The sequence below is a fragment of the Microbacterium sp. NPDC090014 genome, assembly GCF_044748285.1.
Lineage (GTDB): Bacteria > Actinomycetota > Actinomycetes > Actinomycetales > Microbacteriaceae > Microbacterium.
The window spans coordinates 1791469-1807502 of the sequence record NZ_JBIVFS010000001.1; the positions used below are offsets into that span (position 1 = coordinate 1791469).

At 67.0% G+C, this 16034-nt stretch carries 14 protein-coding genes; 6 read left to right on the forward strand and 8 right to left on the reverse strand.

Going from position 1 to position 16034, the window contains the following annotated elements:
* Positions 1–5 precede the first annotated feature (5 nt).
* Positions 6–1079 carry a glycosyltransferase gene (locus tag ACIPV5_RS08445; RefSeq protein ID WP_400340724.1) on the forward strand — a complete coding sequence of 358 codons (1074 nt, stop codon included), beginning with the start codon at positions 6–8 and terminating at the stop codon, positions 1077–1079.
* A gap of 53 nt (positions 1080–1132) precedes the next feature.
* Here ACIPV5_RS08445 and ACIPV5_RS08450 read toward each other — a convergent pair whose 3' ends face one another.
* Both ACIPV5_RS08450 and ACIPV5_RS08455 read right to left on the reverse strand, forming a co-directional pair.
* Positions 1133–1876 carry an ABC transporter ATP-binding protein gene (locus tag ACIPV5_RS08450; protein WP_053095621.1) on the reverse strand — a complete coding sequence of 248 codons (744 nt, stop codon included), beginning with the start codon at positions 1874–1876 and terminating at the stop codon, positions 1133–1135.
* On the reverse strand, positions 1860–2693 hold the full coding sequence (locus ACIPV5_RS08455; protein ID WP_053099057.1) for an ABC transporter permease: 834 nt from the start codon (positions 2691–2693) through the stop codon (positions 1860–1862). The genes ACIPV5_RS08450 and ACIPV5_RS08455 overlap by 17 nt, the downstream gene beginning before the upstream one ends.
* 231 nt (positions 2694–2924) lie before the next feature.
* Between ACIPV5_RS08455 and ACIPV5_RS08460 the strand changes: the two genes are divergently transcribed.
* Genes ACIPV5_RS08460 through ACIPV5_RS08475 form a run of 4 tightly spaced genes read left to right on the forward strand, consistent with a single transcriptional unit; the run spans position 2925 to position 8330 of the window.
* Entirely contained in the window at positions 2925–4610 is a 1686-nt protein-coding gene (locus ACIPV5_RS08460; protein ID WP_295103261.1) for a glycosyltransferase, read from the forward strand.
* Positions 4604–5506, forward strand: coding sequence for a glycosyltransferase family 2 protein (locus ACIPV5_RS08465; RefSeq protein ID WP_056278153.1), 903 nt, complete (start codon positions 4604–4606; stop codon positions 5504–5506). Before ACIPV5_RS08460 ends, ACIPV5_RS08465 begins: the two co-directional genes overlap by 7 nt.
* Positions 5503–7443, forward strand: coding sequence for a DUF6541 family protein (locus ACIPV5_RS08470; RefSeq protein WP_372984654.1), 1941 nt, complete (start codon positions 5503–5505; stop codon positions 7441–7443). Before ACIPV5_RS08465 ends, ACIPV5_RS08470 begins: the two co-directional genes overlap by 4 nt.
* Complete coding sequence (locus ACIPV5_RS08475; RefSeq protein ID WP_372984655.1) at positions 7440–8330, forward strand: glycosyltransferase; 891 nt, start codon at positions 7440–7442, stop codon at positions 8328–8330. The genes ACIPV5_RS08470 and ACIPV5_RS08475 overlap by 4 nt, the downstream gene beginning before the upstream one ends.
* Before the next feature lie 32 nt (positions 8331–8362).
* Here ACIPV5_RS08475 and ACIPV5_RS08480 read toward each other — a convergent pair whose 3' ends face one another.
* Both ACIPV5_RS08480 and ACIPV5_RS08485 read right to left on the reverse strand, forming a co-directional pair.
* A complete protein-coding gene (locus ACIPV5_RS08480) occupies positions 8363–9136 on the reverse strand; it encodes a glycosyltransferase (RefSeq protein ID WP_372984656.1) in 774 nt (257 codons plus the stop codon).
* Positions 9129–10391, reverse strand: coding sequence for a lipopolysaccharide biosynthesis protein (locus tag ACIPV5_RS08485; protein WP_372984657.1), 1263 nt, complete (start codon positions 10389–10391; stop codon positions 9129–9131). Before ACIPV5_RS08485 ends, ACIPV5_RS08480 begins: the two co-directional genes overlap by 8 nt.
* A gap of 110 nt (positions 10392–10501) precedes the next feature.
* Between ACIPV5_RS08485 and ACIPV5_RS08490 the strand changes: the two genes are divergently transcribed.
* Entirely contained in the window at positions 10502–11503 is a 1002-nt protein-coding gene (locus ACIPV5_RS08490) for a glycosyltransferase (protein ID WP_400340726.1), read from the forward strand.
* A gap of 27 nt (positions 11504–11530) precedes the next feature.
* On the opposite strand, the gene ACIPV5_RS08495 is transcribed toward ACIPV5_RS08490, so the two are convergent.
* Genes ACIPV5_RS08495 through ACIPV5_RS08510 form a run of 4 tightly spaced genes read right to left on the reverse strand, consistent with a single transcriptional unit; the run spans position 11531 to position 15936 of the window.
* Complete coding sequence (locus tag ACIPV5_RS08495) at positions 11531–12460, reverse strand: glycosyltransferase (RefSeq protein WP_053095629.1); 930 nt, start codon at positions 12458–12460, stop codon at positions 11531–11533.
* Positions 12457–12855, reverse strand: coding sequence for a DUF2304 domain-containing protein (locus ACIPV5_RS08500; RefSeq protein WP_053095630.1), 399 nt, complete (start codon positions 12853–12855; stop codon positions 12457–12459). Before ACIPV5_RS08500 ends, ACIPV5_RS08495 begins: the two co-directional genes overlap by 4 nt.
* The gene (locus tag ACIPV5_RS08505) at positions 12852–13607 is read right to left on the reverse strand and encodes a glycosyltransferase family 2 protein (protein ID WP_053095631.1); all 756 of its coding nucleotides are present in this window, start codon (positions 13605–13607) and stop codon (positions 12852–12854) included. Before ACIPV5_RS08505 ends, ACIPV5_RS08500 begins: the two co-directional genes overlap by 4 nt.
* Positions 13608–13644: 37 nt before the next feature.
* The gene (locus ACIPV5_RS08510; protein WP_400340728.1) at positions 13645–15936 is read right to left on the reverse strand and encodes a hypothetical protein; all 2292 of its coding nucleotides are present in this window, start codon (positions 15934–15936) and stop codon (positions 13645–13647) included.
* Between the last annotated feature and the right edge of the window lie 98 nt (positions 15937–16034).

A 16034-nucleotide genomic window follows, 5' to 3' on the forward strand; every position in this document is an offset into this window, starting at 1 on the left:
GTCGCATGGGTGCTCGGCTGCGTGTTGTTCTGGATCAGCTGACGCATGTCGTGCACGCGGACCACGCCTCAGCGGCGTCGGACCTCACCGCTGCGCTCATCTCGACCGCCCCCTCCGGGTGCGAGGTCGAGGCCATCGTCCCGTCGGGCGTCGACGTGCAGATCCCGGGTCTGGTCGACGTGCGCAGACTGTCACTCGCGCGGCGCGAGCTCGCGGCGTCCTGGCAGTTGGGCATCGTCCCCGGGGTGGGCGGAGGGCTCATCCACTCGCCGACCCTGATGGCTCCGCTGGTGCGTCACGACCGCCTGCACGACCTCGATCAGACGACAGTCACCCTGTGGGATCTGCAGGCGTGGGACGAGCCGGATTCGCTCACCAAGTCCGTGGTCGCCTGGCAGCGGGCGATGCTGAAGCGAGCCGTCAAGCACGCGGATGCCGTCGTGGTGCCCTCCCACTCGGTCGGTGAGCGACTGGCGGAGATCGCGAAGCTGAGCGGACGGATTCGCGTCATCCCTGGGGCCGCCCCAACTGCTCTGGTGATGCCCCTCGACGCGCGAGAACGACGAGCCGCTCTGTCCCTGACGGAAGGGTATGTGCTGCTCACCGGATCGGCGCAGTCGCTCGAGCACGGCTTCCGGGCAGCTGTCGCATCCGGCAGGGATGCCGTCGTGCTCGACGCTCCGGAGGGGGCAGAACCGCGACTCGTCGAGGTCGCAGTGGCCACAGGGCTGCCTGAAGCACGGGCCCACATCCGTCGCGCTCTGTCGACGGAGGATCGGGCGGCCGTCTTCGCCGGGGCGTCGGCGCTGGTCGCGACCAGCCCACGCGCTGCGTGGCCATGGCGTGCGGTCGAGGCCATGACCCTCGGTGTGCCGGTGGTCGCCGTCGACAGCGGAGTCCATCAGGATGTGATCGCTGACGGGGGCGCGATCGTGCCGTCGACCGAGATGGTCGAGGCCGTCGTCGATGCGGTCGGCGACGGCGCACGGCGTCTGAGCGTGCTCGGCGCGGATCGATCGAGGTCGTTCTCCTGGCTCGGCGCGGCCGAGCGTGTGTGGGGACTCCACGCGGATCTCTGAGACGCACATCCGCGCGCGGTCGCCGAGCGCGCTGCGCCGGCGTCCGAGCGCTCTCAGGAGCGCATGACCTCGACGGCTTCCGCGCTCGGTCCGTCGAAGCGCACTTTGCCCTTCTGAAGCAGGATGCCGCGGTCGCACAGGTTCGAGACCATGTTGAGGTCGTGGCTGACCACGACGAGCGTCTTCCCCTCAGCGTGCAGTTCGCGCACGCGAGCGAGGCACTTCTTCTGGAACGGCTCGTCGCCGACCGAGAGGATCTCGTCGATCAGCAGGACGTCCATCTCGGTGTGGATCGCCACGGAGAACGCGAGTCTGAGGAACATGCCGGACGAATAGTGCTTCACCTCGGTGTCGATGAACTGCTCGATCTCGCTGAACGCGACGATCTCGTCGTACCGAGCCTCGGTCTCCTTCTTGCTCATGCCGAGGATCGCGGCGTTGAGGAAGATGTTCTCGCGTCCGGACAGATCGGGGTGGAACCCCGCGCCGACCTCGATCAGGCCGGCGATGCGGCCGCGAGTGAGCACGGTGCCGGCATCGGGCTCGAGAACACCCGAGATCAGCTTGAGCATCGTCGACTTGCCCGATCCGTTGAAACCGAGGAGAGCGACGGATTCGCCTTGCTGGATGTCGAACGACACGCCGTCCAGGGCGTGGAAGTCGGTCGTCAGCGGCTTGCGACGGATCGCGGCGAGAGCCGTCTCCTTGATCGAATGCGTGTGCCGGAGTTTGAACGTCTTGTGGACGTCGTCGATGATGATCCGCGGAAGTGGCTGCGCATCAGAGATCTTGGGCAAAGCGGCCCTCCAGTCGGCGGAAGACGAGCTGGCCGATGACCAGCGCGATGAGAGACGTCACGAGGGCGATGAGCCCGTACATCCACACGTCGGGGAGCGGGGACGCGTCAGGCCCGAGCGGGAACCAGACGCCGTAGTGGAAGAGCTCCACGGCGGCGGTGATGGGGTTCAGTCGATAGAGGACGAAGAGCCAGTCGGGTACGACATTGGCGACCTGCGTCCACTCGTACATCACGGGGGAGGCCCAGATCGCGACCATCACGATGATCTCGACGAAGCTCTGCGCATCGCGGAACGTCACGTTGATCGACCCGAAGAAGAGCCCGAGGCCACTGGCGAGCACGGCGATGATGACGAGTGCGAGAAGGATGGCGCCGAGCGAGGCGAAGGTGGGCGCCCACCCGAAGAACAGCGAGATGGCGATCACGACGATGATCTGCGGCACCGTGTTCACGGCGGCGATCATCATGCTGGCGATCGGGAACATCTCGCGAGGCAGGTAGATCTTCTTGATGAGCGCCGCGTTGTCGACCAGGGACCGGGTGCCGTTGGAGAACGCCTCGTTGAAGAAGGTGACGACGGTGATGCCCGAGAGCAGATAGATCGGGAAGTAGTCGACGCGGTCGTTCAGGCCGAGGAACACGCCGATCGCGACGAAGAACACCACGAACTGCACGAGTGGCTTCACGTACGACCACAGCCAGCCGAAGATGGAACCCCGATACCGGATCTGGACTTCCTTGCGCACGATGAGCGAGAGGAGATGCCGTTGCCGGAAGACCTCGAGGAGCCCTCGATTCGCGCCAGGAGTCGTCATTCTCTGGTCGTCGGCTGTGCGAGCCTGTTGCACCGCGATTCCACCTTCCGAGGCGCCGACGGTCTCGGGCGCACCGAGAGCAATCATACGATCCTCCGCGCGGTGTCCCTGGCAGATCGATGGGGATGCGTCCGAACGCGCGGCACAGGCGCAACCCAGGGTCAGGGGCTGGGCCGCTGGTAGGATCGCGGAGGTCTCGTGCGTCCGTCGATCCGAAAGCAAACTGTATCCGTGACACCTCTTCAAGCTCTCGATCAGCCTGCACTCTTCCGCTTCGAGGACCCGCAGACGGGCGCCGATCTGTCGGAGCGCGAACGCCGCCTTCTCGTCGGCGCGTTGAACTTCCACGCGCTCATGGCACCTCAGCGAAAGCTGCGGATCCATCTCTACGACGGCTCGGTGGAGACGACGCCTCGACTGACCGACGACAGCACGTTCGACGGACTCTCGAGGAACAACCGACACCGCATCGGGAGCTTCGACATCGTCAGCTCCGTCTCCGTCGAAGAGCGTGAGCGCGAGCGTGCGGAAGCGGCCTCGGCCCGTCTCGTGGCGTCGCCCGCCAGGCATCTGCACGTGTCATCCGACGATGTGCTCGACTCGGACCCTTACCGCCCGCAGCGTCCCGGCCTGGTCGGCCGGATCGCACGGAGCGTCAAGTCGCGCGCGCCGCTGCTCTACGACGACGCCCGGGACCTCTCGCTGCTCAGATTCCGCCGCAAGCTCACGACGGCCATCGAGCCTCGCGATTACGAGGCGGAGTTCCGTCCGGGGGGCGCACACGAGGACGACGTGATCGTGCCGGCCGGCCCGGTTCTCGACGGGGCGCCGAAGGCCGTGATCATCGGACTCCACTGGTTCGAGCTCGGTGGCGCCGAACTCTGGGCGTTCGAGACGGTGCGTCTGGTGCGCGAGGCCGGCTTCCTTCCCATCGTGCTGACCAATCGGGACTCTCACCAGCCATGGGTCACACGGCCCGAGCTCGACGGAGCGCTGCTGATCCCGTTCTCCGAGCCCACCGTCACCTCGCAGACCGCCGGCGTCGAACCGCTGCTCCGCTCGCTGCTGCGCACCTTCGACGTGCGCGGTGTCGTCATCCACCACAATCAGTGGCTGTACGACCGGGTCGCCTGGATCGCCGCCTCGCGTCCTGGCATCCCCATCATCGACAGCACTCACATCGTCGAGTACACCGGCGGCGGGTATCCGCTGAGCAGTGCGATCGCGTCCCGATCGATCACGACGCATCACGTCATCTCGCCGAGCCTCGCCCGCTGGATGACCGATGTGCAGCGCATCCCTGCTGACCGTGTGGTCATGGCACCGCTCGGCGGACTCACCGTGAAGCCGAAGGATGCCGTGTTCCGTCCGCGGACCGCGGGTGAGCAGTTCACCGTCGCGTTCATCGGCCGGATGGCCCGGCAGAAGGCGCCCGAGGTGTACATCACCATGGCGAGGCGGTTGAAGCGCCAGGGATACTCGCTGCGTTTCATCCTTCACGGCGGCGGCGAGCTGTCGAGCTGGGTCGATGACATCATCCGTGCCGAGGGGCTGGGGGAGGACATCGTCCGACGCAGCTCGGACACCCCTGTCTCCGAGACGCTCGATGAAGCGCATGTGCTCGTCGTCGCGTCGCACAATGAGGGACTCACGCTCACGACGCTCGAGGCGATCGCACACGGTGTGCCCGTGATCTCGACGGATGTCGGGGCACAGAGCGACATCATCCCCGAATCCGCTCTGGTTCCGCGTCACGCACGTGTCGCCGCCCGTCGACTCGCCGAGGCGGTGGCCCCGCTCGTCGACGACGAGGAGTCGAGGGAAGCGCTGTGGCGGAAGGAGCGCAAGGCGGAGAAGAAGTTGCTGTCCCAGCAGTCCGCGAGTTCATGGTTCAAGGAAGAGGTGGGCTCATGGTGAGTGTCGCTGGAGTGGTCGTCACGTTCAATCGGCTCGAGAAGCTGAAGACGGTGATCGCATCGATCGAGGCGCAGACGCACGCCGTCGAGACGCTGTTCGTCATCGACAACGCCTCGACCGACGGCACGGCGGAGTACCTGGCATCCCTCGAGACGTCCGTCCCCCTCGAAGTCGTGACCATGTCGACCAACTCCGGGGGAGCGGGTGGCTTCTCCGAGGGGATGCTGCGCGGATACGCCTCCGGCGCGGACCACGTGTGGATCATGGACGATGACTGCTATCCGAAGCCGGAAGCGCTCGAGAGCCTCATCGCCGGATTCGACGGGGCCGTCCAGGAACTCGGCGGCGACGTCCCCTTCGCATGTTCCGTCGTCGAGTTCACCGACGGCAGCATCTGCGAGATGAACAACCCCGTGACGACGTGGGACTGGGGCCGTCTGCTCGTCAAGGGCCAGAACAATGTCATGGTCACAGCGTGCTCGTTCGTCTCCGTGCTCATTCCACGCTGGGCGATCGCGGAGTACGGGCTTCCGTACTCCGAGTACTTCATCTGGTTCGACGACCGCGAGTACACCCTTCGCCTCACCGCTCGCTGCCCGGGCGTGCAGGTGCTCGACAGCGTCGTGGTCCACGACATGGGCGACAACCGCGGAGTGAACTTCGCGATGGTCGACCGCAAGAGCCTCTGGAAGTTCTCGTACGGCGTGCGCAACGAGGCCTCCTGGCAGCTGCACCATCGCGGATTCCTGTACTTCATCGAGTTCGGCGCACGGCTCTTCGTGAGCCTGCACCGCGGTCGCGTCCCGCTGGATCTGCGCGCGAAGCTGCTCGGCAAGTGGCTGAAGGGCATCACCTTCAATCCGAAGGTCCGCTACCCGGAGGCTGAGGCGGCGTGAGCTGGGTCTCGATCCTGCCCGCACTGATCGTCACCGGAGCTCTTCTCTTCCTCCCGGGACTCCTGCTCGGCTTCCTCCTCCGCCTGCGCGGAATGAGACTCCTCGCGCTGGCACCGGCGCTGAGCGTCTCCCTCGTCGCGGTCGCCGCCATCGCAGCGCCTTTCGTGGGAATCCGATGGAGCATCCTGCCCGTCCTCGTACTCACCGCGGTGGCGTCGCTCGCCGCCTTCTTCTGGTCGAAGCACGTCGGAGTCCCGGCGCGACCACGCACGCACGTGAGCGCGAGGCAGCTGGTCGCGATCATCGTCTCCATCGCAGTGCCCGCTGCGCTGATCGCGTTCGTGCTCGTGCGGAGCATGCACGACCCGGAGTTCTTCTCACAGCGTTACGACAACTTCTTCCATCTGAACGCTGTGCAGTACGTCCTGGACACCGGGAACGCATCGCCGCTGTGGCTGGGAAGCATGACGTCGCCGGCCGGCGTCCCCTTCTACCCGTCCGGATGGCACGCGCTCGTCTCCATCGTCGTCGCTCTGAGCGGGGCATCCGTGCCCCTCGCTACCAATGCGATGATCATCGTCGTCGCGGCGGTCGTCTGGCCGATCGGCGCGGTGTTCCTCGTGCGCGAGCTTCTGGGACGAAACCAGATCATGACGGTGATCGCGGGCGCTCTGGCTGCCGCCTTCCCGGCCTTCCCCTTCCTGCTCCTGCACTACGGGGTGCTCTATCCGCTGTTCCTCGGCCTGGCCGTGGCTCCGGCCGCGATCGTCGTCGCCTGGTGGCTTCTCAGGCCCGGGCGAGTGTCGCGTCGCCAGGACTGGGCCCTGCTGTTGGTGCTCGTCGTGCCGGGCCTGGGTGTCGCGCACCCCGGGGCTCTCATGGCGGTCGTCGCTCTCACGGTGCCCTTCGTCCTCGCCAGGCTTCTGCATCAGATGAGGGCTCCCGGACGCCCGCGGGTGATCGCGATCGGCCTGCTCGTCGCCTACGCCGCCGTCGGCGTGGTCCTCCTGCAGGTCGTGCGTCCCCCCGGAAGCCAGATCTACTGGCCCATCATCAACACCGTGCCCGACTCCATCGGTGAGGTCGTCGCGGCGAGCGTGTACGGCTACCCGAGTTCGCTCGGGATCACCGCTCTGATGATCATCGGCGCGTACAGCGTGATCCGCCGAGGCACCTATGCGCGGTGGTCGGTCCTGGCGATGGCGGTCATCTCCGCCGTGCTCTATATCATCGTGTCGGCGTCACCGTATGAGACGCTCCGGTTCTGGTTCACGGCCCCGTGGTACAACAACCCGCCTCGTATCGCCGCGTTCTGGGCGATCGGAGTCCTCCCGCTCGCTGCGCTCGGTGGCATCGTGCTGGTCACATGGCTTTTGCGCCAGCGGCTGCTCGCGCCGGTGCGGCGCTTCTCCGAGCGTCTGCCGATCGTCCTGATCGCCGTCGTCGTGATCGCACTCGTCGGAGTCACCCAGAACGCCGCGATCCGGCAGGCCGCAGCAGATATCGAGTTCACCTACGAGCTGCGACCGGGTGGGCCGATCCTGTCTCCGGACGAGCTCGATCTCATGGAGGATCTCGACGAGCTCGTTCCCGAGGACGCCGTCATCGCGGGAGACCCGTGGACCGGAGCGTCCTTCGCCTATGGCGTGAGCGGACGACGCGTCCTCATGCCGCATCTCCTGATGGATCTCACCGACGACGCCGAGGCGATCAACACGAAGCTGAACACAGACGGCGACTCTCCGCAGGTGTGCGACGCCCTCGAGGACACCGGTGTCGCGTACGTCCTCGACTTCAGCGCCGACGGCGACTTCCAGGAGAACGACGGCGACTACTCGGGACTCGAGGACCTCGAGAGCTCGCCTTACGTCGAGCTCGTCGAGCAGCGCGGAGATGCGAAGCTCTACAAGATCGTCTCGTGCGGACTCGGCTCATGACGTACGAGATCTTCGTGCCTTTCTGGGGAGACCCCGAACAGCTCTACGAGACCGTCGAATCGGTGCGCGCCCAGACGGACCCGGACTGGCGGCTGACCGTCATCGACGACTGTTATCCCGATGACTCTGTCGCGGCGCACTTCGACGAGGAGTTGGACGAGCGGATCATCTACACCCGGAACGAGCACAACATCGGGATCACCGAGAACTTCCGGGAGTCGGTCCGCCGCGCGTCCGGGGACTTCGTCACGATCCTCGGCTGCGACGACCTCCTGCACCCGAACTACGTGGCGGTCGTCCGCGCCGCGGCGCGTGCCGTGCCCCACGCGGATGTGATCCAGCCGGGAGTCCAGGTCATCGATGAGCGCGGCGCGGTCGTGCTGCCCCTCGTCGATCGGATCAAGCAGCGCCTGCTCACCCCGAAGGGCCAGGGGATCACCGTGTTCAACGGCCCTGACATGGCCACGACGCTGATCCGGGGCAACTGGCTGTATTGGCCCTCGCTCTCGCTGCGGGTCGAGACGCTGCGCAGGATCGACTTCACGGATGACCTCGCCGTCATCCAGGATCTCGCTCTCCTCATGGACATCGCGTTCGACGGGGGCACGCTGGCGTATACGCCGCCGCTCGCGTTCTCCTATCGGCGTCATCTGGCGAGCGCGTCTCAGAAGACGCTGCTCGACGGCAGTCGTTTCCTCGACGAGCGTCGGTACTACCGCATCGCGCGTCGATCGGCCGCTGCGCGGGGATGGAGCCGCACAGCGCGGACCGCGAGAGTACGTCTCATGTCCCGTCTGCACGGGATCGCCGCGTTGCCCCTCGTCCTGAGGCATGGCACGGCGCGGGGTGTGCGGTCGGCCCTGGCGCACGTCGCGGATCCCCGCTGAGGTTCCGCGCGCGGAAAAGGCTCAGCCGCTGTCTACGGGGCTGAGCCGCCTCGGCTGAGTCGTCGTGCCGCGGCGACGCGACGTGATGCCTCGCGCCAGGCACGGAGAAGCATCCACCGCGACTGCAGAGCCTTGCGGAGACCCCGTGGTCTCGGTGCCGACGCATTGGCATCGTGCAGCCGACGTCGCAGAACCGGGCTCTGCACATGCGCGAGCACACGGGCCGTGTTGCCCACCGTCGCGATCCACAGGTCGTGGGACTCGACCAGGAACCCGGGGAAAGGCAGGATCAGCTCCGAGGCCTCACGTCGGATCGCCATCGCGCAGCCGTAGTAGGGGGCATCGCCGGCCAGCAGACGCAGCTCGTTCGCCAGCGATCCGCCCGAGGGGAGCGGAGCGAGGCGCCAGGGTCGTCCGGTGAGCGGCGAGCTCAGTGGCGAGTCGTCAGGGAGCAGCACCAGGTCGCCGGCGGCGATCGAGCGGTCGCGGAGTGCCTCGACCAACAGGTCGCGACGCCCGGCGACCCACTCATCGTCCTGGTCGGAGAGGAAGATGACGTCACGGTCCGCCAGCGACAGCGCACGCTCGAACGTCTTGACGTAACCGAGGTTCTTCGGGTTTCTGTACACGGTCACGCGCGCATCGCGGTATGTCTCGAGAAGGGCGACGGTGCCGTCGGTACTCGCGTCGTCGACGATGACGACCTGATCGTCCGGCCGCAGTCCCGCGAGGATCGAGTCGAGTTGCTCGCGCAGATACCCTGTGCCGTTGTACGTCGCCATGCATACGCACACGGTCTCAGTCATGTGCGACTCCTCGCTCAGACGGTGCCACGAGAGCGAAAGCCGCCCGCCTCTCCCGCAGCAGATGATGTGTTCCGGCCGACCCGACGACGGCGAGGATCACGAGCTCCGAGGCGGCGAGGCCGGCGATGATCCCGCTGAGACCCCACTGGGACGCCCAGATCATGAGCGGCACTCCGACGACAGCGGCGCCGAGGGTGCCGTAGAGCACGTAGCGGTTGAGGCCGGCCGGCACCAGGACGTTGCGGATGAAGGGGGTCGTCAGGCTCGTCAGCGCGAAGGTGGCGCCGAAGCCCAGGAACACGGCGATCTCGGGCGTCGCCGCGCGGCCGAACAGGAGCGTGGACAGCACAGGGCCGAGCAGAGCCAGCGCCGTACCGCCGAAGAGAGCGAGGGCTGTGTGGAGGCCGAATGCCACGAGATGGCGGCGCGCCCGGCCATGCGCATAAGACACTTCGAGCACCCACTTCTGCAGAGTGTTCGACAGCACCGTGACGGCGAAGAGGGCGATGCGGAAGAACTTGTCGGCGGAGGTCGCCTGACCACTGGCCGTCGCGCCGAGGAGGCCCTGGGCGAGCGGGATGGGCGCAGAGGTGTAGGTTCCGCCGATCGTCTCGGCCGCGGCGACCGAGACGTTCGCGCGATATGCGCGCAGGACGCGCCGCCCGGCGAACGGAGGCACGGGTCGTCGGTAGAGGCGGAGGTTCAGAAGCAGCGGGCCGGTGAGGAAGCCGATCAGAGTGAGGACCGGATACCACAGCAGCTGCTCGGTGAGCAGGAGGAGCGGGATCGCGAGAGCGACGCTGAGGCTCACTGGCACGGTCTCGAACAGCAGGACGACCCGCGCATCCCCGACGCCGACTGCGTACCAGACGACGGTCATGGCCGCGGCGGTGGTCGCCAGCGTGACGAGGGCGGCGACAAGGCGGAACTCGGGGGGAACCAGGGCCGAGCTGAGGGCGGCACCGACGAGTCCCGCCGCGACGACGAGCAGTCCGCGGCACCAGAACGAATCACCGAAGAGCTGACGTCGGGCGTCGTCGTCGGCACTGAGCGCGATGCGCGCTCCGCCCGAGATGTTCCAGCCGAATCCCGCGACTATCGCGCAGACGGTTCCCACGGCCTGAGCAGTGCCCACGGAGCCCCACGCCGCCAGACCGAAGACGTTCGGGATGATCGGCAGCAGGAACAGCGGCGCGATGAATGAGATCAGAGGAACGGCGCTGAAGCCCGCGAAGCGTGACAGCAGAACCTTCATCGATGGGACTCCTCGGACCATTGCGGCCCGACACCATTCCGGATGGCGCGGACGTGAACGCGTGCGACCCTAGACTACTTGAGTCGGCGTGAACGAGAGGTCAGGGTCCCATGGTTGGTGTCATCGTGCTCGCCGCCTACCGACCTTCCCGGGAACTCTTCAGCCGCCAGCTCGCCTCTATTCGCGATCAGACGGTCACCGACTGGGAGTGCATCATCTCCGTCGACGGAGAACTGGAGACCGTCGAGGAGGTCGTCGCCGAGGTCGCGGCCGGGGACGAGCGCTTCCGCATCGTCGCGGACGGCAGACGCCTGGGTTTCTACCTGAACTTCGAGAGGGGTCTCGCAGCGGTGCCCGCCGAGACCGAGTGGGTGGCGCTGAGCGACCAGGACGACTTCTGGTATCCCGACAAGCTCGAGAAGCTGCTCCCGTACCTCTCGCATTCGGCGATCGTCTCCGGGCAGGCGCGTCTGGTGTCCCATCCCGGTGACGAGGTGCTCGGATTCACCGACCGCCGGCAGCTCGACCCGGCATCGACGATGATCGTGAATCAGTTCACCGGTTCGTTGTGCCTCTTCCGCCGAGACCTGCTGACGACGGCGCTGCCGTTTCCCCGCCTCTCCTCACACACGGTCGCGCACGATCACTGGCTTGCTGTCGTCGGGATGGCGCAGGGAGGCGGTCGCATCGTGGATGAGGTCGTGCAGGACTACGTGCAGCACTCCGCGAACGTGTTCGGCGACCCGAGCAGGCTGAGACTCGGACCGATCGCGACCCTGCGGAGAGCCTGGGGCAATGCCGTCACGTTCGCCGTGCGGTACGAGGGGGCGGCGACGCCGTCCGCGATGACCCGGATGCTGTTCTGGATCTATGTGGGGTGGCGCCAGCTCATGGCGCAGACGCTCCTGGAGCGTGATCCCCGCGCGGCACGCGCGATCGAGTTGGATCGGCTCTTCGGCTCGGGTCGGCGACTGCCGGTGACCCTGGGGATGTTGCGGAGGGTTCGCCGCGCGCGGGCCGTCCCGACGCCTTTCGTCATCGCCTATGTCGCGAGCTGGGCAGCGGGGTGGCTGATCCGGGGCCGGCGGCGCACTCCGACGGTGGCACGCTGAGCGGTCCGTTCGCAAATCTCGCGCCGGTCACACAGGGCGCGCGCGCCAGGTGACTCGAGCGGCGTCAGCGGCGAGTTCCGGGCTCATCCTGCCCAGGCGCTCAGCGCGTCCGTCACGGAACCCCGCGATGAGCAGCTTGCGCATGGTGGATCGGGGCCTGGCCAGCATCCACGCGATGAGGAAGTACGCGTAGTCGGCTCGCGCGTCGCGACGCAGGCGCGCCCGATGACGCGGATGCCGCCGTCCCACGACGATCCGATTCCTCGCCCTGTAGTAGTACCGGAACGGCGTGCTCAGCGTGAGGGTGGGAAGCACCGCTCCGAGCGGGCCGGGTACCCGGTAGCGTGCACCCAGGCGGTGGGGCAGGCGGAGGCCGGGGGCGACGATGCACGGCAGGTCGGCATCCAGGCAGCGGATCTCGAAGTCCGTATCCACGAGGTCGATGAAGAGGGCTTCGTCCATCAGCCCGACCCGTTCGAGCACCTCTGACGGAAGATACATGCCGGACTGGATCGCGTGGGCGGCGTGGACCACTCCCTGCGGCGTCGATGACCCGGCCTGGGAGACGTCCGCGAAGAACTCCGGAACCACGGGGCCCGCGGGAACGCCGTGCGCGCGCGCATGCTCGTGCGCGGCGCCCAGAGCGGCGACGAAGCCGGGGGCGATGGTCGAGTCCTGGTCGAATGTCACGACCGCGCTCGCGCCGTGTTCGATGGCGCAGCGGATGCCGTGATTCAGTGCCGCACCGATGCCGCGGTTGCTCTCCAACGTGATCACCTGCGCACCGGTCGATGCGATGTCCGCGCGGATCACGTCGAACTCTGCACCGCTGCCGTCATCGACCACGATGATGCCGGTGACTTGCGGAGCGAGATCTCCCAGAAGCGGAGGCACCTGTGCCGGGCGATGCACGGTGACGACGCCCCAGACATCGGCGCTCGGGGCTCCGGACGTCATGCCGGGGGAGCGCTGTCGGCGTCGCGGCCGCGGTGCTGAGCCTCCAGAGCGGCGATGCGGCGATCCAACCTGTCGATCTCGGCGCGCGACAGCGCCGCTTCCTCCGCGACGCGGCGGATCTCGTCCTCTGCCTGGGAGAGCTCCCAGGAGAGGTGCAGCGCGACTCCCAGGAGCAGGGTGATCGCGAGAGCGAACAGCAGGTTCGCCGGCACTTGCACGCCGAGCAGCGATGTCGCCCAGAGCAGGAGCTGGGGGAAGATCCCGAGCAGCAGGACGCTCAGCGCGATGACGATCCACATCACCGCGTACTTCTCGCGAAGACGTCGCGTCAGCAGCATCCAGAAGACCAGTGCGAGGATGACGAGAGCGAGAGCGATCCCGACGATGACGATCATCGTGCGACCTCCGGTTCGCCCACGGATGTGGACCGACTCGTCGAACCGGGTCGTCGCAGCATCGCCAGGCCGAGGGTGAACACCGAACGCAGCAGGTAGATCGATGCTCCGATCGGGCCCTGACTCGGGGTGCCGTGCACGCGCGGGCGCATCGCCACCGGCACCTGCGTCACCGTCAATCCGGCGTGGCACGCTGCGACGAGCGAGTCGATGGTGTCGCCGAGGTACTCGGCGGGGTAATAGCGGACGTACTGTTCGATGGCTCTGCTGTTGGCAGCGCGGAAGCCGCTCGTCACGTCTGTCAGACGGGTCTTCGCGACCCGGGACACGGTCTTGGCCAGGAACACCATCGCCCAGTGGCGCGGGCCGCGAACCGAATAGTCGCCGACGTCCGCGAAACGTGCGCCGATCGAGATGTCCGCGGTGTCGAGACCGTCGAGGACTCGCGCGATGTCGACGGGGTTGTGCTGGCCGTCGGCGTCGACCTGGATGGCCCGCGTGTAGCCGTGGCGCTTCGCGTAGGTGAAGCCGGTGCGCATCGCTCCGCCGACGCCGAGGTTGAAGGGGAGGGAGATGACCGTGGCGCCGGCCTCTCGCGCGACCGCGCTCGTGTCATCGGTCGATCCGTCGTCGACGACGAGCAGATCGAAGTCGGCGCTCGCTGCCCGGATCTCGTGCACGGTGCGTCCGACGTTGCGGGCCTCGTTCCATGCGGGGACGATCACGAGGACACGGTCCGACGACAAGCTCATAGTTCACCGATCCTATCCGATCGGCCGAACGCGACGATCACGTGATCGGAGCGCCCATGGCGTAGTCGGCCTTGAAGGCGGGGGCGAGCTGGAGCACTGCGGGTGCACGCCCTCCACCGAGCCGGAGGAGAACCCCGATCGACGTCACATGTCGGAGCTTGCCGTTCTCGTAGAAGTAGATCTCCGGCGCGCCGGTGAACTGCACGAAGTCGGTTCCGCTGGTCAGCAGAGGGGATCCCACCTTGTATCGCGACAGCTGATCACCCGGGAGCACGTATTCGCGCGGCGCGGTTCCCCCGTTCAGCTGGAGCAGGGTCGTGATGCTGCGGACGTGACGCAACGTCCCGTTCTCGTATCGGTAGATCTCCTCGCGCCCGGTGAAGCGCACGAACGACTTCTCGGGCAGGTTCGCCGCACCGGTGCCGAACCATTCGACGGTGGCCGGTGACCAGGGCAGCACCTTCAACGGCCTGGACCCGTTGAGGGCCAGCAGGTCGGCAGGGGACGGCACATGACGCAGCGTGCCGCCCGAGACGACGTAGATCTCCGGGGCTCCCTGCGGCTGGATGAACAGAGGTGCGGAGACCGTGGTCTTCGAGCGGGGCATCGCGCCGCATTCCCCGCTGCCCAGCGTGGTCGGCTTGATGCCGCCATACTGCGTGCCCGACACCGGATGGAGCTTGCCGCCCGCGGCGATCAGAGTGCTGCTGCCGCACGAGACGACGGGGGTGAGCGTCGAACCGACTCTCGTGTTGGCTGCGACCGAGCTGCTCGGCACCACGGTGATGCCGGCAGCGCCGAACTCACGGGCGAGGGCGGTGCTCGGTACGCGCAGCAGGCGGTCGCCGAGAAGCGTGAGGAACACATCCTGTGTTCCCGCGGCGCGGATCAGGCTGTTCGCCTTGATGACGAGGAGCCCGTTGCCGATCGATGCGGCCGCGGACGGCTTCATCGACGCGACGTACCCGGATGTTCCTTTGGAGACCTCGAGCCAGGTCTGCTGGTTGGCCACATGCCTGCGCAGACCGCCCTGGTAGAGGTAGACCTCGGGGTCCGCCCCCGAGCGGAAGAACGAACCGACAGGGGCACCCTCGGAGAATCGGTCCGCAGTAGTGCCGGTGAGGTTGACGTACGAGCTGAACGCGTATCCGAACAGGGCGACTTGAGCAGCGTCGACGAAGCGATGGCGGGTGCCGTCCGGTTCCAGGAGGTACAGCGTCCCGGTGCGAGGGTCGTGCACGTACCGCGTGACCGGCTTGCCCTCGGGCATCGGGTCGAGGTACGCCGCGGCCACGGACACGGCACCGCCGAGCCTCGACCGCAGCGCGGCGAGGTCCTCGGCAGCGACGACATGGTGGCGGACACCGGACTGCACGAGGTAGATCTCCGCGCGACCCGGCACCTGCGCGAGGGTGGCCGGAGCGGCGCCCGTCGTCTGAGTGCTGCCGAACCAATCGGTGAAGAGCTGGTAGAAGTTGCGATTGCCGTAGCTGGAGCATCCGTCCCCGGTGCCGTATCCGGCGTTGAGCGCCGCCCGATTCGGCTGGTAGGGCGTGTAGTAGTACAGAGCGGCGGTCGCCTTGTTCTCGACCCTGACCGGGGCGGACCCGCAGGCCCGGTTGGGGTCCGGGTGGTAGAGGATGTTCCAGGTCTTCCCCGGCGCGTAGTACGTGAACCAGCGTCCCTCGGCGTAGATCTGCATCTGCCGGGCGGCGCCGTAGATCTGGTAGAAGAAGCCTGCGTAGGCCGGATCGCACGGCGCAGTGTCCGGGCACCCCTGGCCGAGGGCCTTGTCGAAGCGCCAGGTGCTCGGCCACGTGTGCGTGACCAGGCTCTGCTCCTTCTCGAGCATGACGATGAGCACCCGCGGGTTGATGCCGCAGGACTGCGCGACCCGCGCGATGATCGTCGCCGCCGACTCGTTCGGTGCTCCGGAGTATCCGCGGCAGTAGCTGTCCGCAGGACGGTTCGGTGTGTTCTGACGGTAGTCCTTGAGGCAGACGTACCCACCTCGGCACGAAGCCACCTTCCCGCGGAAGAACGAGTCGATCTGGCCGGCGGACATGGTGTCGCTCTGGAAGAACACGCCATCGGAGATGATGTTCCCCGGCTTGAACTGCGCGAGGTTCGCGGTGTCCCGGATGGATGCGTCCGCGGAACCCGTCACCGCGGTCGAGGATGTCAGCGTGGCCCCCGCAGTCGACAGAGCGCCGGAGGAGGAGGGCGCGACGGCGTTGGCCGGCGTCGCCACGAGCAGGGATGCGGCGAAGACGACAGCCGCTGCACTGGCGATGAGGCCGAGCAGGTGGGGGGATTTTGAGCCGGTCACCTGCTCATTGTGACGGAAATGCACAGACGATGCCAGTGTGAACGATGTGACGCAAGTAAATCGTGCCTGTCTGAGTCCCAGCTGGGATGTGGCACGAT